Here is a 16346-nt window from a genome sequence, read left to right on the forward strand (position 1 = left end):
TTTCCTCAGCTCGGACGCTGCGGACTGAGCCCTCGGGGGTCGAGAAAACCGGCCTTGACCAGGGTCCGCCTCAGCGGCCGGGTAAGCTCCGCGAGCCGCAGCGCGCCCTGCTCGCCCAGCACCTCGTACGCCGGCGCGGCCAGCCGGTCGGTCTGCTCCTCGATCGCGGCGCGCAGCCGCAGGCCCTCCTCGGACAGCTCGTCCCCGGTGAGCAGGCCGCGCTCGCGCAGCCCCTCGGCGGCGGCCGCCCACTCGTCGCGGCTCCAGCCCCGGGTGGGCCGCAGGAATCGCTCGTCGGACAGGCCCTGCTTGACGTAGAGCACCACCGCCTCCAGGCCGCTGAGACCGGCCGTGAGCAGCGCGGCGATGTGTCCGTCGCCACGGAACTCGCGCAGCAGCGTCTGCGCGTGGAAGAGCACCAGGTGCGGCTGCTCCGGCCAGGCCAGCTCGGCGTGCGCGGCGAACAGCGGCCGGCCCTGCGGCCACCGGGTCGCCGCCTCGGCGGCGGTCCGGGCCAGCTCGGCCGCCTCGGCGACCTCCGGGCCGGCGAGCACCTCGGCGCCCAGGCCCCGGGTCAGCGCCGCGTCGACGGCGTGGTAACGGGCCGCGATCATCGCTTCCGGCGTCGTCTTCTGCCAGGCGGCCGGCAGGACCCGGGCCACCAGGCGCGGGTTGAAGTTGTAGAACGTGGCGGTCACGACCTGGGGTCCGGTCGCGCCGAACACCGCGCCCCGGGACGCGAAGTAACCGGCTCCCGCGTCGTCCAGCCCGGCCTTCGCATATGCCTCCGGCCCCTCGGGCACGAAGTAGATCATCGAGTGGATCGGCTCGGTCACGCGCCAGGCCAGGTGGTACGGGCTCTCGGTCATGCGTCCTCCAGGGGCAGTTCCGCGATGTTACCGGAAAGTAACCGCTCCGAGTGGGCCGGTGCGGGCCGGTCTGCCACGGTGTGCCATTTCCCGGCCCGGCGGGCCGTCTCCCGGGTCACCAGATGCACCGGCAGCGGCGGCGGCGAGAACGGGCCCGCTCCCCAGCGCACCCAGATCGCGACCCGGCCGGCCGCCGCCTCGGCCAGCAGCTTGTCGACAGTGCGCTGCCGGTCGCTGCGGTCGATCTCGATCGCGATCGGCGGGCCGTCCGGCCGCGCGCAGGCCACGTCGAGCACCGAGTTGCCGCGCAGCGGGGCCGGCAGCGGGAAGACGCTCGGCGCCCGGCGGTAGACCCGCCACCCCTGCGCGCCGGCCCAGTCCGCCACGGTGTCCAGGATCCTGGCCGTCGCCTGGCTCTCCGTGAGGTCGGCGAAGGTGAGCTGATCCAGCCGGGCGGCGAGCGACTGTGCCGTACCGGTGCCGTCGTCCGCCGTGTCCATTTCCGTACCCTAACCGGGTCTGACGGGGAGGTGCTCGCTCAGGCCGCGGCAGGCTGGGAGCGCCGGGCCTGCTCCGCCTCGGCCGCGAAGCGGGCGGTGATCTCCTCGGGCGCAACCGGGCGGCCCAGGTGATATCCCTGGCCGACGGTGTAACCGAGGCGGTGCAGGCGGTCGGCCTGTTCCTGGTTCTCGATGCCCTCGGCGACCGTGTCCAGGCCGAGCGCGCCGGCCAGCTGGACCACCGCGCGGGCCACCGCCTGACGGGCGTCGGCTGCCGGGGTGCCCAGCTCGTCGACCTCGATGCCGTCGACGAACGACTTGTCCAGCTTCACGATGGCGGCCGGGAACGCGCGCAGCAGGCTCAGTGACGACTCGCCGGTGCCGAAGTCGTCCAGGGCAAGGCGCACACCCATGTCGTGCAGATCGTGCAGTACTCGCAGCGCCTGCGGGCCGCGCAGCACCGCAGACTCGGTCAGCTCCAGGACGAGCCGGTCGGCGCGCAGCCCGGAGTCGGCGATCGCGGCCTTCACGTCGTCGATGAAATCGGGGTCGTGCAGCTGGCGGACCGAGACGTTCGGCCCGACCTTCGTGATGGTGTCCGGGCCGAACGCGGTGATCCAGGCCGCGGCCTGCCGGCAGGTCTCGCGCAGCACGAACCGGCCCAGCGGCACGATCAGCCCGGTGCGCTCGGCGGCCGGGATGAAGTCGGCAGGCGAGACCAGGCCCCGTTCCGGATGCGCCCAGCGGACCAGGGCCTCCGCTCCGATGATCCGGCCGGTGCCGAGCGAGACCAGAGGCTGGTAGACGACCCGGAACTCGCCGGCGTCCAGGGCCCGGCGCAGCTCGCCGCCGAGCCGGGCATGTGCCTGCGCGGCCTGTTCCATGCCGCTCGCGTACCGCACCCAGTTGTTCTTGCCGCGTTCCTTGGCCACGTGCATGGCGGTGTCGGCGGCGCGCAGCAGCGCGCTGGCCGCGGTGCCGGCCGGCGCCGACGCCAGGCCGGCGCTCACCCGGATGAGCAGCCGGTTCTCGCCGACCGGAGCGGCGGTCATCGCCATCACCCGTTCGGCGAGCAGCTCGGCCCGGCCGAGCCCGACGTCGCCGCTGCCGACGTCACCGCTGCCGACGTCACCGTCGCCGTCGCCGTCGCCGTCGCCTTCACCGGCGCCTTCACTGCGCCGGACCAGGACCGCGAACTCGTCGCCTCCCAGCCGGGCCACCTCGCCGTCGGCGCCGGTCGCGCTGCTGAGCGCCGCCGCGAACGCCATCAGCAGGTCGTCGCCGAGATCGTGGCCGAGCGAGTCGTTCACCGTCTTGAAGTCGTCCAGGTCGACAAGCAGGACCGTGGCCTCGCCGGCGGCCAGCTCCTCGTCCAGCCGGCGGCGGAACAGCGCCCGGTTGGCGAGCCCGGTCAGCCCGTCGTGGGTGGCTTCGTAGCGCATCCGCGCCTCGGAGGCGCGCTGCTCACCCAGCAGGCGGTTGTTCGCCCGGAACGCCAGGTACTGCCGCACCGTGACCAGCGCGGTGACCATGACCGACGCGCCGACCACGACCCGGGTCTCGTCCAGGGTCGTGGTGCCGAACAGCACATGCGCGACCGCCACATCGGTGGCGAGCATCGCGAGGTACGGCAGCATGATGTTGCTCCGGCGCGGCGGAGCGCCGGCGGCGGCACGCTGCCGCCGGGCCGCCATCGCGATCAGCACCGGAACCATCGGCAGGCAGAGCGCCTGGGCGATGACCGGCCCGTTCACACCACCGGCCACCGCCGCGACCGCGACCACGGCGGCGACCAGCCCGGTCATCGCGATCGCGCGGACGGCCGTGCGGTCCACCGGGCCGCCGGTGATGTACGAGACCTTGGTGATCGCGCCGGCCGCGAAGAGGAACGCCATCAGGATGATCACCAGGACCGGCGTGCTCCACGGCTCGGGCGCGAAGACCATCGGGGCCAGGCCGAAGTGCCAGAGCACGGTGCCGCAGCCGAGGAACGCGATGAGCCGGTCCAGGCTCTGCTTGCCACGCTCGTGCCAGCTGGTCACCCCGAGCGGCACCCGGACCACGGCCCACATGGCCAGCAGCATCCCGGCGCCGGCGAACGCCACTGCGGGCAGCGGCATCACCGGCAGCTCGGGGGCGGCGACGAACGCGGCGCCGGCGAGGATTCCGTAGCCCGCGGTCAGCAGCCAGCAGGCGATCTCCAGGGTCCGCCAGAACCGCTGGCCGACCGGTTCCAGGCCGGTCGTCCGCCGCATCCGGCGCAGCGCGACCAGGGCGGCGAGCAGGCCGGCCGGCATGAACAGGTACGCGACCGCGGCCGAGCCGCCTGCTCCTGCCGCCCAGAGCACGTACCAGAGCACGCCGAGCAGCGCGATCACCGCAGCGATCACGGCGTGACCGCTCTGTCCTCGGCGTACCAAAAGTCCCTTGCTGGCCGGCCCAGCACGTCCGTGACCGGCAGGCCGAGCAGCCGTTCCACGGCCGGGCTCACCTGTAGGAACTTACCGTCCGCGCCGGCGATCGAGATGATCTCGCTGGAATGCCGCAGCATCGACTCCAGCAGCCGGATCTCACCGAGCCTGGCGCCGGGCCGGCTGTTCTCGGCGAGCGACACCACCACGCTGCACCCCCGCCGCGCGCTCACCGGCAGGTCGCGCTTGCGCGGCTCGTCCGCCCCGGTCATCTGTCCCCCTGACGTTGCCAGTGATCGGCCGGAATTCGCACGGGCTTAGACCTTCGGACACTCCATTCCCTTACATTCACGCCCATGCATCTCTTAAGAACCTTGGCCGCTGTCGCGGCGGGTGTGCTCAGCACGGCGGTCCCGGCCCTTCCGGCACACGCCGCGGTGAGCCGGGCGGACCTGGCGCTGCGCTGGGCGCCGATCCACTACCAGGACGTCGACGCCACCGGCGCACACGCCCTGAACGGCAAGTCGGACATGATCACCAGGTACGACTTCGACGGCAACCTCGCCGGCCGGGACAACTGGGACAACGCGGGAACCGACACCACGGCGTACGCGTACTACTCGGTGGCCGAGACCGCGACCCACTGGTACCTGACCTACCTCTTCTTCCACCCCCGCGACTGGATCGACCACCCGTTCTTCGAGACCGAGCACGAGAACGACGGCGAAGGCGTGCTGATCGCCGTCGAGCGGGACGGCTCCGACTACGGCGCGCTCCGGGGCGCCGTCACGGTGGCGCACAGCGACTTCTTCTCGTACGCCCCGTCCGGCTCCACCTGGACGAACGGCACCGAGACGATCGACGGCACGCTGCTCACCCAGTCGTCGCCGCACGACTCGTTCACTCACCCGGTCACCGCTCAGGAGGCGCGCGGGCACGGGCTGAAGGCGTACCCGCAATACACGATCAACGGGGACGGACTCGTCTACTACCCGTCGCTGACCACGGCCGAGGCGCCGTCCGGCGCCGACGACCGGGACGTGCGGTACCGGCTCGTCGATGTCTTCGCCGCAGGCGGCCTCTGGGCGCAGCGCACCAACGGCAGCCTGTTCGCGAGCCTCGGCACGTTCGCCGGTGACACCAGCGGCGGCTGCGGCACCGGCACCTGGTCGTGCGGCACCAACTCGGCGAACGCGCCGTGGGGCTGGGACGACGGCAACGACGTGGTAGCACGCGGTGAGATCGCCACCGACCCGGCGAAGCTGTCCACAAGCTACTTCACGATTCCGGGCACACCGTCGCGTACGTACAGCTACAACCCGTACACGGCCGCGGCCGCTGCGCTGCGTGAGGCCGCGCGCACACTTCCGCCTACTGTCGACTGAGAATCCGGCAACGAGGATCCCCGGTTCCGGCCCAAAGCTTGTTTCACAGAGGGCAGGAGCGTGGCGTGGCCCAGCCATCCCTTGTGAAACAAGCCCCAGCGGTTGACATGCCCGCCGGACTCCGCGAATGTCCTGGCATGCACGATGTCTGGCCGGCCCCGGGGCTCCTGCTCACCTCGCGGTACCGCCTCGTCACCTTGCTGGAGACGGGCGGTATGGCGCAGGTCTGGCGGGCCACCGACGAGCTGCTCGATCGGCCGGTCGCGGTGAAGCTCCCGGCCGGTGACACCCGTGCCGCGCATCTGGCCTGGCGGGAGGCGCGCCTCGCGGCCCGCCTCTCGCACCCCGGCATCGCGGCCGTGCACGACTACCGCGAGGCGGTACGCCCGGACGGCTCGGTAGCGCCCTTCGTCGTGATGGAGTTGCTCAGCGGCGAAACCGTGGCGGCCCGCCTCACCGACGGCCCGATGCCCTGGGGCGAGGCCGTCTCGATCGGCGCGGCCGTCGCCGAGGCACTGGCCGCCGCCCACGCCGCGGGTGTCGTGCACCGCGACATCAAGCCCGGCAACGTGATGCTCTGCACCGGCGGGGTGAAACTGCTCGACTTCGGGATCAGCGCCACCGCCGGCGAACCGGACGACGACGACACCGGCGCCACGTTCGGCACCCCGGCGTACGCCGCACCGGAACGCCTCGACGGCAAACCGGCCGAGCCGGCCACCGATCTGTACGGTCTCGGCGTCCTGCTCTTCGAGATGGTCGCCGGCGAGCCGCCGTACTCGGTGGACACCTGGGAGGAGCTGGCCGCCGCGCAGTCGCACGGTCCGGCCCGGCTGCCCGAGACACTGCCGGAGCGGCTACGGGATCTCGTCGGGCAGTGCCTGCAGGATGACCCGTACCGTCGTCCCTCGGCCGCGGAAGCGCGCCGGGCCCTGACCCGGCTGATCCCCTCGACGGCGTCGCGGCGCACCATCCCGCTGCCCACCCGGCCGCCGACCGGCAGCGCCCGGGTCATCCCGCGCCCGCGCCTGGCCGCCGACCCGTCGCTGAACCGCCGCCGGATCGCGCTCGGCGTCGGCCTGGCCGTGGTGGCCGGATCGTTCGTCGTGCTGGTCAACACGGTCGGGCGCTCCGAGGACGACGCGCAGTTCGCCGCGCCCCCGAGCGCGTCACCGGCTCCGTCGGCGACGCTGGAGACGACCGCTCCACCGGCTCCACCCAGCCCGGCCGCCCCCGCGGAGAAGACGCTGACTGTCGACGCGGCGGTGAGCCGGGTACGTGACGCCGTCGAGCAGGGCGAGGAGGCCGGCGAGATCCGGTCGGACGTCGCGCTCGACTTCCTGAACCTTCTCGGTCAGCTGGACGGGCTCTCCGAGGTGAAGGTCGACGACCAGGTCGACCTGCTCAGCCGTAAGGTGCGCCAGCGGCTCGGCGAGGGCGGCCTCACCTCGGACCAGGCCGGCCTCATCCAGGATCGGCTCACTGATTTGCGAAGTGCCTCGGCCTAAGCCGATCCTCTTGGCGAAGTGCCTCGGCCTAGGCCGATCCTCGCAGGATCAGCCTGGTCGGCAGGACCGTCTCCCAGTCCGCCGTCTCCTCGCCGTCGAGTTTGCTCAGCAGCAGCCGGACCATCTCCTGGCCCATCTGCTCGATCGGCTGGTAGACGCTGGTCAGCGGCGGATCGGTGTGCCGGGCGATCACCGAGTCGTCGAAACCGATCACCGCGACGTCCTGCGGCACCCGGCGTCCGGCCCGGCGCAGCACCCGCAGCGCACCGGCGGCCATCATGTCGGAGGCCGCGAACACGGCGTCGATCTGCGGGTACTGCTGGAGCAGCCACTCCATCGCGGTCGCGCCGCTGAGCTCGCCGAAGTCGCCCCGGGCGGCCGGGCCGTCGCCGACCACGTCGCGGTAACCGTCGAAACGCGCGATGCCGGCCGCCATGTCCAGCGGGCCGGTGATCGTGGCGATGCACCGGCGGCCCTGCTCACGCAGGTAGGTGACGGCCGCGCGGGCGCCACCGCGGTTGTCCGCGTCGACCGAGCTGACCATGTCCGGATGCATCGGGCGGCCGACCCGCACGGTCGGCACGCCACGCTCCTCCAGGATCCCGGGCAGCGGGTCGTCGCCGTGCAGCGACAGCAGCAGCGCGCCGTCGACGTGCTGCCGGGTCAGGTATCCCTCCAGCTGGCGGCGTTCCTCGGGTGCCTGCGCGATCATCAGGACCATCTGCAGGTTGCGGGCCACCAGCACCGAGGAGACCGACTGCACGATCCGGCCGAAGAAGGGCTCGGCGAAGAACCGCTCACCGGACTCGAAGATCACCAGGGCGATCGAATCGGTTCGCTGGGTGACCAGCGCGCGGGCGGCGCGGTTGGGCACGTAACCCAGCGCCTCGATCGCGTCCTGGACGGCCTCTCGCGCTTTGGGGCTGACCTGCGCCGACCCGTTGACGACGCGGGACACCGTGCCCCGGCCGACTCCGGCCCGGGCCGCGACCTCCTCCAGCGTCGGCCGCCCTGTCGAGCGACTCCGGTCCTCTCGCATCGCCGGCCGTCCTTTCCGCGTCGCCACACGGTACGTGCGTACGCGTCACGAGGGTAGTCCGCCTGGCGGAATCCTTGCGTACCCTGTCCGGACCGCCAGTTCCGCGCCGCGCCGCGCGCCCGGCAGAGTGGTCCTGTGACCGGAACTCACAAGATAGCCGTGCTGGTCCTGCCGGGCGCCTCGCCACTCGACCTCGGCATCACCATGCAGGTCTTCTCGCCCCGCGACGGACACCCGGCGTACGAGCTGACCCCCTGCTCGCTGGCGCCCGGCCCGGTGCCCGGCCGCGACGGGCTCGGCTTCGTCGTCGAGGCCGGCCTGGAGGCGATCGCCGAGGCGGACACCGTCATCGTCCCCGGGTTCCGCCTGCCGCAGCGCCCGCCCGCGCCGGCCGCACTCGACGCGCTGCGTGACGCCGCCTTCCGGGGCGCCCGGATGGTCTCGATCTGCGGTGGCGCGTTCGCGCTGGCCGCGAGCGGCATCCTGGACGGCCGGCGGGCCACCACCCACTGGCGGCTGGCGCCGTTCCTGGCCCGCGACTACCCGAAAGTGCACGTCGACGGCAGTGTGCTCTTCGTCGACGAGGGCCAGGTCCTCACGTCGGCCGGGGTGGCCGCCGGGATCGACCTCTGCCTGCACATCATCCGGCGCGACCACGGGGTGCAGGCGTCGAACGCGGTGGCCCGGGTCATCGTGGCGGCGCCGTACCGCAGCGGCGGCCAGTCCCAGTACGTGCCACGGACCATTCCGGAGCCGCTCGGCGACGTGTTCGCGGCGACCCGGGAGTGGGCGCTGCGCCATCTCGACGAGACGCTCACGGTGTCCGCCCTGGCCCGGCACGCCCGGGTCTCCGAGCGCACGTTCGGCCGGCGGTTCGTCGAGGACACCGGGTACACGCCGATGCAGTGGATCCTGCGGGCCCGGGTCGACCTGGCGCGGGAACTGCTGGAGTCCAGCGATCTTGGTGTCGATCAGGTGGCGGCGCGGGTGGGCCTGGGCACCGGGGCGAATCTGCGGCTGCACTTCCAGCGGGTGCTGTCCACCACGCCGACCGAGTACCGGCGGGCCTTCCGCTGGCGGGAACCTCGCGCTTCCTGACGCTTCTCCTACTATTTTCAGCTTTTATCGTGAAGAAAGCTGAAGGCATGACACGTATCGCCATCAACGGCTTCGGCCGCATCGGCCGCAGCCTGCTGCGCGCCACCCTCGACGACCCCACTCTGCGGATCGTCGCCGTCAACGACCTCGCCGACCCGGCCACCCTGGCCCACCTGCTGCGTTACGACAGCACCCTGGGCCGGCTCGGCCGCCCGGTCGAGGCACACGACGACCACCTGATCGTCGACGGCCGGCGCATCGAGGTCTCCCGCGAACGCGACCCGTCCCGGCTGCCGTGGAAGGACATCGGCGTCGACATCGCCGTCGAGTCGACAGGCCGGTTCACCGCTGCCGCCGACGCTCGCGCCCATCTCGCCGCCGGAGCTCGCAAGGTGCTGGTCAGCGCCCCGTCGAAAGGCGCCGGCATCACCATCGCGTACGGGCTGAACCACGGCGACTACGACCCGGCCGTTCACGACGTCGTGTCGAACGCCAGCTGCACGACGAACGCTCTCGCCCCGATCGCGGCCGTCCTCGACGATCTCGCCGGTATCGAGGCCGGATCGATGACCACGATTCACGCGTACACACAGGAGCAGAACCTGCAGGACGGCCCGCACCGGGATCTGCGGCGTGCGCGCGCCGCCGGGCTCAACATCGCGCCGACCACCACCGGCGCGGCCACCGCGATCGGCGCGGTCCTGCCGCGGCTGCAAGGCCGTCTCACCGGCTATTCGGTACGCGTACCCGTCCCGGTCGGCTCCCTGGTCGAGCTGAACGCCCTGGTCGAACGCCCGGTCACGGCCGAAGAGATAAACAGCGCGTTCGAGGCGGCGGCGGCCGGACCGCTGCGTGGTGTCCTGGAGTTCTCCTCGGACCCACTGGTCTCCAGCGACATCACCGGCAATCCGGCGTCCGCCATCGTCGACTCGCTGCTGACCGCCGCGCAGGGCCGTCTCGTCAAGGCCGTGGCCTGGTACGACAACGAATGGGGCTTCGCCAACCGGGTCGCCGACACGCTGCGCCTTCTCGGCCGGAGTTAGTCTCTAGACTGTCGCGATGGCGGTCACCCTGGCAGATGTGGCCCGGCTTGCCGGGGTCTCCCCCGCGACCGTCTCCCGCGTGATCAACGACAGCGCGAAACGGGTGAACGACGACCTCCGGGAGCGGGTCCTGGCCGCTGTCGCGCACCTGCACTACGTGCCGAACGCGCACGCCCAGAACGTGGCCCGCCCGCGCCAGTCCGCCGTCGGCGTGATCGTCCACGACGTCTCCGACCCGTACTTCGCCGAGATCACCCGCGGTCTCCAGCGCCAGGCCTGGGACCACGACCGGCTGCTGGTGATCTGCAACAGCTACCGGGATCCGGAGCGCGAGCTGGCGTACGTGGCCCTGCTCCGGGCCCAGCAGGTGCACGCGCTGATCCTGGCCGGCTCCGGTTACCACGACGACGACTTCACCGACCGTCTGAACGCCGAGCTGTCCGCGTACCAACATGCCGGCGGCCGGGTCGCGGTGATCGGCCGCCACCGGCTGGTCGGCTCCGCGGTCCTGCCGGCGAACGAGGCCGGCGCGCACGCCCTCGGCCTGCGCATCCTCGGCCTCGGTCACCGGCGGGTCGGCGTGATCGCCGGCCCCCGCACCCTCACCACCACCACCGACCGCCTGACAGGTTTCCGCCGGGCCTTCACCGACCTGCGCGTCGCCCTCCCCCCGGAGCGGGTCGTGCACGCGGACTTCACCCGCGACGGCGGCATGACGGCGGCGGCCGCCCTGCTGGACACCGACCCCACCCTGACCGCCCTGATCACCCTGAACGACTCGATGGCAGTCGGCGCCCTCGCCACCCTGCGTGACCGCGGCGTCCGGGTGCCCGACGACATCTCGGTGACCGGTTTCGACGACATGCCGATCGCCCGTGACGTCACCCCGCCGCTGACCACCGTGCGCCTGCCGCTGGTCGAGATGGGCGAGCGCGCCATGGCCCTCGCCCTGGGCAACGACCCACTCCCGCGCAGCGAGCCGGCCGAGGCCACCATCACCTGGCGCTCCAGCTGCGCACCCCCGTCACCGGAGCGCTCCCCGTGAGCGGCGGCGACCGGCGGCGAGCGGCGGCGAGCGCGCGCAATCGCCAGCACAGGGGCGGTGAGCGCACCCAAACGCCAGCGCACGGCCAATGAGCGCGCACAAACACCAGTACAGGGGCGGTGAGCCCACGCAACGCCAGCGCAGGGGCGGTGACACCTCCGGATCTTGAGCGATTTTTCACCGCCGGCGGTCGACAATCGCTCAAGATTCGCTGGTCGGCTCCCTGATGGCGGCGGCGACCGGGCGTCAGGTGGCGGGAGCGGGCGTCAGGTGGCGGGAGCGGGCGTCAGGTGGCGGGAGCGGGCGTCAGGTGGCGGGAGCGGGCGTCAGGTGTCGAGGTGAACGCGTTCGCCGTCGTGGTCGAGGATCGCTATCACCTCGGCCGGGCCGCCGTGTGAGCCGATCGCATGCGGAACCATCGTCGAGAACGCCGCCGCCTGACCTGCCTCGATCAGAATCGTCCGCTCGCCGAGCACCAGCTCGATCGTGCCGGACAGCACCGTGAACCAGTCCCGGCCCGGGTGCACCCGTAGCGCGTCCGGCCCGCGATCGGGCGGCTGGGTGATTCGCATCCGGGCGACCGTCATGCCCTGACGGCCGGGTTCGTGGTTGAGCACCCACGTGGTGATCCCCCGCTCCGGGTGGTGATGCGGCTTGATCACCACCTCGTCACCGGCCGTCTCGACAAGCGAGTCGAGGCTGGCCCCGAGCGCCCGGGCGATCGCGGTCAGCTGGTCGAGGCCGATCCGCCGGTGCCCGGTCTCGATCCGGCTCAGCGTCGACGGGCTCAGATAACAGCGCGCGGCCAGCTCGTCGAGCGACAGCCCCTTCGCCAGCCGGAGCCCACGAATCCGCGCCCGAACCAGCGCGTCGATCTCAGCGTCTTGCGTCATACGCAAGATTGTATGCGCTTGGGGCAAGTACCTCGTAGGGTTGCCTCATGCCACACGACCACCGCCCCACCGCCGCCCCCGCCCACTCCGCCTCCGCCCACTCCGCGGCCACCGCGGCCACCGCCCACTCCGCCGCCACCGCTCACTCCGCCGCCGAGCCCGGCTCCGAACAACAACACGGACACACGGTGGACCCCGGTCCGGGACACAGCCACGGAGACGGACACGGACACGGACACGGACACGGAAGCAGCCAGCACGGACACGAGCATCACGGCCACGGCGGCGAGGCCGATCTGACGCTGCCGCACCTGCTCGACCTGGATGCCGAGGTCGCCCGTACCCAGGTCGAAGCCCTGACCGCCCAGATCGCCGACCTCGCCGGCGATCACCCGGTCCGCACGATCCTGGACATCGGCAGCGGCACCGGAACCGGAACGTTCGCCCTGCTCAGCCGCTTCCCCGAGGCCGTATCCACCACAGTCGACACCTCCGACGAGATGCTGGAGCACCTGGCGGAGAGCGCCCGCCGCCACGGTATGGCCGACCGGATCCGGCCGCTCCGGGCCGACCTCGACGCCGGCTGGCCGAGCATCGACCAGGTCGACCTGATCTGGGCGGCATCCTCGATGCACCACATGGCCGAACCGGACCGCGTCCTGCGCGACATCCGCGCCACCCTGCGCCCGGGCGGCCTGTTCGTGATGGTCGAGATGGACGCGATGCCCACGTTCCTGCCGGCCGGCTTCGCGAACGGCCTGGAGGAACGCTGCCAGGCCGCCGCCGCGAAGGCCCGCGCCGAGCACCTCCCGCACGGCGGCGGGAACTGGACCGAGCGCCTGACCACGGCCGGCTTCACCGTGCTGAAAGAACAACGCCTGACGGTCGAGGTCCCGGCGCCACTCCCGGACAACGCCCTGCGGTACGCCACCACGGTGCTGAGCCGGTACCGAACGGCCCTCGGCGACCTCATCTCCCCCGCCGACCTGGCCGCGCTGGACGAGCTGCTCGTCCCCGGAGCCCTCGCCACCCAGAAAATCGTCTCCCTGACCAGCACCAGAGACGTCTGGATCACCCGCTGAACGACCGCCGCCCGCAGCCCGCGCAGCCCACGCAGCCCACGCAGCCCACGCAGATCTTGAGCGATCCTCCACCCCCGAGGGTAGAAAATCACTCAAGATCGCGGAAAACCGGCGGCGGGGACGGCGGTCGGGCGGCAGCAGGCGGGCAGCGGCAGCACCGGCGGCAGCGAGCAGCACCGGCGGCAGCAGCGAGCAGCAGCCGGCGGTCGGCGAGCGGCGAGCAGCAGCGGAGGCGAGAGGCGGCGAGCGGCACCAGCAGCGGTCAGCCGCCGATGGGGACTCCGGCTCGTTCCTCCAGGGTGGCCTTGATGCGGTCGGCCTGGAGGCGGCTCTTGATGCCGGTGATCGACTGGACCCGGTTCCGGGTGATCCGGCCGTTGATCGCCAGGTACTCCTCCAGCTGACCGCCGTACACCTCGAGGATCTCCTCGTCGGACGCCGACCGGGCGCTCTGCGGGCGCGGCATCAAATGCTGCCACGGCTGGGAGCCACCCGAACCCGGCTGCCCACCCAGCGCCAGCAGGTAATCCCCGATGAACCCGCGGATCGTGTCCTCGTCGAGCCGAGGCGCGCTCGGCGCGAGAAGTTCGGCCAGGTCGTAGGGGTCGGCCGGCAGTTCGCCCTGGCTGAGCTCCTCCTCCAGGGCGGCGTGCAGCTCTTCGAGCGCGGCCAGCCAGGGGGCTGAGCCGGGCGTCGCGGTCGCGGGTTCCGGGAGAAAATCACGCCATGGGTACGCGACCTCGCCGTACTCCCCGTTGAGTTCGCGCACGTAGTCGTTGACGAATGCCCGCACCACGCCTTCGCCGAGTTCCGAGTTGCGGGAGGCGAGGTTGCGGGCGAGTTCGCCGATCCGGGTGTACGTCATGTCCGGGAGATCCTCGGGGCTGATCTCCTGGGCGACAGCCTTACTGAGCCGGTCGACGGCGAGCCGCCACCACGGCGAGCCGACGATGCTGACGGCCGGACGTGCCCCGGTTCCGATCGACGCCCACGCGGGGATCGCCGGAGCCGGCGAAACGGGCGCGGCGGGCAGCGCAACAGCCGGCACCGAGGCCGACGCGATAACAGGAGCAGTCGGCCCCGGCACGGCAGGCACGGCAGGCACGGCAGGCACGGGCGCGGCAGGCACCGGGACGAGCACGGCCGGGACGGCAGCGGTGACACCCGGCAAGTCCTCCGCCGACCGGCGAGGCGCCGGCACGGGAATGCCCACCGATCCGTTCCGATGCTCGGCAGCAGGTGCGCCGGCCACAGCGCCGGAACCGGCCATCGGCTCAGCAGCGGCCGGCGGGCCGGCGACCGCCGGCTCGTCCTCGACAACCGGCTGCATGAACCGCACCTGCGGCGCCGCCGTGACAACCGCCGCCGCGACCGGCGCCGGCGACGAAGAAGAAGACGAAGACGACGAGGACGAAGACGAGGACGCCGGGACAGCCAGCAGCTCGGTGGCCGCGCCGGCCGGCTGCGGGGCCGCCACCTGGAGCCCACCGGGCAGCAGCAGGTCCATGACCCGCTGGATCCGCGCCAGCTGCTGGACCACATCGGCCACCACCGGCTCACCGGCAGTCCGGGCGTCCTTCAGCAACCGGGACTTCCACCAGGACTGCGGCCAGCGATTGCCGCTCACCCGGTGGTAGTTCACGACCATCCGGCGGACCTGCCGCTCGGCGGCCATGCGTACCAGATCGGGGTCGTCGTCGGGGATCAGCCAGCCCCAGCGCTCGGCCATCCGGCGCGGGCTGTAGGCGAAGCGGCCGCGGCGCACGCGCTGACCGGCGGCGGTCAGCGCCGCCCACCACATCAGGAAGATCACACAGGGTACGGCGAGACGCAGGAGTTTCTCGGTGCCCGTGACGGCGTTGCTGGCCACGATGATGCCGGAGATCGCGGCGATCAGAGCGGCGATGTAGAGCATCGGTCCGGGGTGACCGGGCGTGAGGATCTTGCCGTCCGGACCGTACGTCGTGGTCCGCCGGTACTGCTCGGCGGCGAGCGAGGTCGCGGTCAGGAAGCAGATCTCGAAGACGGCGAAGACCAGCACCGCGAAGATCTTCGGCAGTTTGAGCTGGTCGACCGCGATGACCCACATGCCCTCCGCGTTGAGCAGCAGGGCGAGGTTCATGCTGAACGCCAGGGCGACCGGCCGCAGCGGCTTCTGCGACTTCTTGGCCCAGACGAACAGGCCGATGAGCGCGAAGACGCCGATCAGGCCCCCGCCGAGCAATACCAGGGCGGCGTAATCGCGCCAGAAATCCGCGACCAGGTCGTTGAGCTGCCTCACGCCGGTAACCCCTTTCCATCAACTCGCCGGGCTTTCTACCACGCCGGTGTTACACGCGCCGGCGAACGCTACCGGACCGGGCAGGCCGCGCGCGATTCCGCTGCCGAGTGGCGAGCTCCGGATGATCACCTTACGGTCGAAGATCGACAACATTGGGTACGGAGGAGGACTTATCGGATGGGTTGGATGCTCGTGGCGGCCGTGGTCGTCTCCGCCGCGCTGTTCGGCGGATGGGTGATCGCAAAGGGCCGTCAGCCGGCCCGGCCCGCACCGTTCGCAGTGGACGAACTGCTCGCCGACGCGGACGCGGTACGCGCGGCGGCCGAACGCGCGGTGGTCGCCGCCGACCAGGCGAGGGACCGGGCGGAGACCGCGGAACAGGCCAGTGAAGAGGCCCAGCAGCGGTACCTGGCGTCACAGTGGGAGACCCGCGCGGAGCCGGAGGACGAGGCGAGCCGTCTCGTCCAGAAGGCGGCTCTGGACGCGTACCGAAGGGGTGATCTGAGCGTGACGCAACTCAACACCATCTGGGAACAGTCGGGTGCTCCCGAATGGGAGCCCAGGAACGTGGACGCGGCGCGCGAGGAGTACGACCGCGCGCTCGCCGAGACGGCCCAGGTGCGGCACGAGGCGCACGTCGCGGAGGTGGCGGCCGAGGTCCTCGCCGAGGAGACCCGGATCGTCGAGCACGACGTGCGGATGGCCCGCCAGGAGGCCCGGCCCGGTCTGGCGGGCCTCCTGCGAGCCGACGATTAACCCATGTGCGGGTACGCGTGCCCGACCGCCGGCACGAACGTCTCCTTGATCGTCCGCGGCGACGTCCACCGGATGAGGTTGTGCCAGGACCCGGCCTTGTCGTTGGTGCCGGAGGCCCGGCCACCGCCGGACGGCTGCTGTCCGACGACGGCGCCGGTGGGCTTGTCGTTGAAGTACAGGTTGCCCGCCGTGAACCGCAGCCGGCGACCCAGATCCTCGAGGACGCCCCGGTCCTGCGCGAAGATCGCCCCCGGGGTGCGGCTCACTTCCAGGGATGCGGCCAGTTCCTCTTCGACGAGCCGCCGGTTCGGGGTGATGTCGCCGTCCAGGATCGCGTCACGCAGCTCCTGGTACGCCTTGTCCGCAGCGAACTGGACCCCGTCGACCGGGGGATGGCTTGAGTGCATGTGGCCCTCCCCCACGCGAAGGGCCCGGT

14 protein-coding genes and 2 pseudogenes are annotated in these 16346 nt (G+C 71.9%); 7 read left to right on the top strand and 9 right to left on the bottom strand.

The genetic code is table 11. From position 1 onward, the window contains the following. Nucleotides 1-5: 5 nt before the first annotated feature. The 4 genes from ACQP2E_RS25370 to ACQP2E_RS25385 are packed head-to-tail and all read right to left on the bottom strand — an operon-like array spanning nucleotide 6 to nucleotide 4052. Nucleotides 6-869, bottom strand: coding sequence for an SCO6745 family protein (locus tag ACQP2E_RS25370; RefSeq protein WP_433825436.1), 864 nt, complete (start codon nucleotides 867-869; stop codon nucleotides 6-8). Further along, nucleotides 866-1369: a hypothetical protein gene (locus ACQP2E_RS25375; protein ID WP_433825437.1), complete on the bottom strand. Its 504-nt coding sequence runs from the start codon at nucleotides 1367-1369 to the stop codon at nucleotides 866-868. Before ACQP2E_RS25375 ends, ACQP2E_RS25370 begins: the two co-directional genes overlap by 4 nt. Nucleotides 1370-1407: 38 nt before the next feature. After that, entirely contained in the window at nucleotides 1408-3759 is a 2352-nt protein-coding gene (locus ACQP2E_RS25380) for a putative bifunctional diguanylate cyclase/phosphodiesterase (protein ID WP_433825438.1), read from the bottom strand. After that, nucleotides 3756-4052, bottom strand: coding sequence for a PAS domain-containing protein (locus ACQP2E_RS25385; RefSeq protein WP_433825439.1), 297 nt, complete (start codon nucleotides 4050-4052; stop codon nucleotides 3756-3758). The genes ACQP2E_RS25380 and ACQP2E_RS25385 overlap by 4 nt, the downstream gene beginning before the upstream one ends. Before the next feature lie 84 nt (nucleotides 4053-4136). On the opposite strand from ACQP2E_RS25385, the gene ACQP2E_RS25390 reads away from it, so the two are divergent. Then, nucleotides 4137-5165 (top strand): hypothetical protein, encoded by a 1029-nt coding sequence (locus ACQP2E_RS25390; RefSeq protein WP_433825440.1) that lies wholly within the window; start codon nucleotides 4137-4139, stop codon nucleotides 5163-5165. Between the two features lie 137 nt (nucleotides 5166-5302). Next, nucleotides 5303-6673, top strand: coding sequence for a serine/threonine-protein kinase (locus ACQP2E_RS25395; RefSeq protein WP_433825441.1), 1371 nt, complete (start codon nucleotides 5303-5305; stop codon nucleotides 6671-6673). 28 nt (nucleotides 6674-6701) lie between these two features. Here the strand turns inward: ACQP2E_RS25395 and ACQP2E_RS25400 are convergent, their stop codons facing one another. Next, a complete protein-coding gene (locus tag ACQP2E_RS25400) occupies nucleotides 6702-7712 on the bottom strand; it encodes a LacI family DNA-binding transcriptional regulator (protein WP_433825442.1) in 1011 nt (336 codons plus the stop codon). Between the two features lie 135 nt (nucleotides 7713-7847). Between ACQP2E_RS25400 and ACQP2E_RS25405 the strand changes: the two genes are divergently transcribed. The 3 genes from ACQP2E_RS25405 to ACQP2E_RS25415 are packed head-to-tail and all read left to right on the top strand — an operon-like array spanning nucleotide 7848 to nucleotide 10898. Beyond that, nucleotides 7848-8810, top strand: coding sequence for a GlxA family transcriptional regulator (locus tag ACQP2E_RS25405; RefSeq protein ID WP_433825443.1), 963 nt, complete (start codon nucleotides 7848-7850; stop codon nucleotides 8808-8810). Between the two features lie 47 nt (nucleotides 8811-8857). Then, on the top strand, nucleotides 8858-9853 hold the full coding sequence (gap, locus tag ACQP2E_RS25410) for a type I glyceraldehyde-3-phosphate dehydrogenase (protein WP_433825444.1): 996 nt from the start codon (nucleotides 8858-8860) through the stop codon (nucleotides 9851-9853). A gap of 16 nt (nucleotides 9854-9869) precedes the next feature. Further along, the gene (locus ACQP2E_RS25415; protein WP_433825445.1) at nucleotides 9870-10898 is read left to right on the top strand and encodes a LacI family DNA-binding transcriptional regulator; all 1029 of its coding nucleotides are present in this window, start codon (nucleotides 9870-9872) and stop codon (nucleotides 10896-10898) included. A 326-nt stretch (nucleotides 10899-11224) separates the two neighbouring features. Here the strand turns inward: ACQP2E_RS25415 and ACQP2E_RS25420 are convergent, their stop codons facing one another. Next, a complete protein-coding gene (locus ACQP2E_RS25420; protein WP_433825446.1) occupies nucleotides 11225-11791 on the bottom strand; it encodes a helix-turn-helix domain-containing protein in 567 nt (188 codons plus the stop codon). A gap of 47 nt (nucleotides 11792-11838) precedes the next feature. Between ACQP2E_RS25420 and ACQP2E_RS25425 the strand changes: the two genes are divergently transcribed. Further along, nucleotides 11839-12873, top strand: a complete 1035-nt coding sequence (locus tag ACQP2E_RS25425; protein WP_433825447.1) for a class I SAM-dependent methyltransferase — start codon at nucleotides 11839-11841, stop codon at nucleotides 12871-12873. Between the two features lie 262 nt (nucleotides 12874-13135). On the opposite strand, the gene ACQP2E_RS25430 is transcribed toward ACQP2E_RS25425, so the two are convergent. After that, nucleotides 13136-15154, bottom strand: a complete 2019-nt coding sequence (locus ACQP2E_RS25430; protein ID WP_433825448.1) for an MFS transporter — start codon at nucleotides 15152-15154, stop codon at nucleotides 13136-13138. A 177-nt stretch (nucleotides 15155-15331) separates the two neighbouring features. Here ACQP2E_RS25430 and ACQP2E_RS25435 point away from each other — a divergent pair, with 177 nt between their 5' ends. After that, the gene (locus tag ACQP2E_RS25435; RefSeq protein ID WP_433825449.1) at nucleotides 15332-15910 is read left to right on the top strand and encodes a hypothetical protein; all 579 of its coding nucleotides are present in this window, start codon (nucleotides 15332-15334) and stop codon (nucleotides 15908-15910) included. On the opposite strand, the pseudogene ACQP2E_RS25440 reads toward ACQP2E_RS25435, so the two are convergent. Then, nucleotides 15907-16164, bottom strand: a pseudogene (locus ACQP2E_RS25440) (L-glutamate gamma-semialdehyde dehydrogenase); the annotation flags it as partial. The gene ACQP2E_RS25435 and the pseudogene ACQP2E_RS25440 overlap by 4 nt on opposite strands. 51 nt (nucleotides 16165-16215) lie before the next feature. Continuing rightward, nucleotides 16216-16317, bottom strand: a pseudogene (locus ACQP2E_RS25445) (hypothetical protein); the annotation flags it as partial. Nucleotides 16318-16346: the final 29 nt, after the last annotated feature.

The sequence above is a fragment of the Actinoplanes sp. CA-015351 genome (assembly GCF_050955685.1).
Lineage (GTDB): Bacteria > Actinomycetota > Actinomycetes > Mycobacteriales > Micromonosporaceae > Actinoplanes.

Bases quoted from the DNA above. Each gene is read 5' to 3' on its own strand.
- ACQP2E_RS25390 (WP_433825440.1), top strand. From the start codon at position 4,137: ATGCATCTCTTAAGAACCTTGGCCGCTGTCGCGGCGGGTGTGCTCAGC.
- gap (WP_433825444.1), top strand. From the start codon at position 8,858: ATGACACGTATCGCCATCAACGGCTTCGGCCGCATCGGCCGCAGCCTG.
- ACQP2E_RS25370 (WP_433825436.1), bottom strand. From the start codon at position 869: ATGACCGAGAGCCCGTACCACCTGGCCTGGCGCGTGACCGAGCCGATC.
- ACQP2E_RS25400 (WP_433825442.1), bottom strand. From the start codon at position 7,712: ATGCGAGAGGACCGGAGTCGCTCGACAGGGCGGCCGACGCTGGAGGAG.
- ACQP2E_RS25395 (WP_433825441.1), top strand. From the start codon at position 5,303: ATGCACGATGTCTGGCCGGCCCCGGGGCTCCTGCTCACCTCGCGGTAC.
- ACQP2E_RS25415 (WP_433825445.1), top strand. From the start codon at position 9,870: ATGGCGGTCACCCTGGCAGATGTGGCCCGGCTTGCCGGGGTCTCCCCC.
- ACQP2E_RS25385 (WP_433825439.1), bottom strand. From the start codon at position 4,052: ATGACCGGGGCGGACGAGCCGCGCAAGCGCGACCTGCCGGTGAGCGCG.
- ACQP2E_RS25420 (WP_433825446.1), bottom strand. From the start codon at position 11,791: ATGACGCAAGACGCTGAGATCGACGCGCTGGTTCGGGCGCGGATTCGT.
- ACQP2E_RS25425 (WP_433825447.1), top strand. From the start codon at position 11,839: ATGCCACACGACCACCGCCCCACCGCCGCCCCCGCCCACTCCGCCTCC.
- ACQP2E_RS25435 (WP_433825449.1), top strand. From the start codon at position 15,332: ATGGGTTGGATGCTCGTGGCGGCCGTGGTCGTCTCCGCCGCGCTGTTC.
- ACQP2E_RS25375 (WP_433825437.1), bottom strand. From the start codon at position 1,369: ATGGACACGGCGGACGACGGCACCGGTACGGCACAGTCGCTCGCCGCC.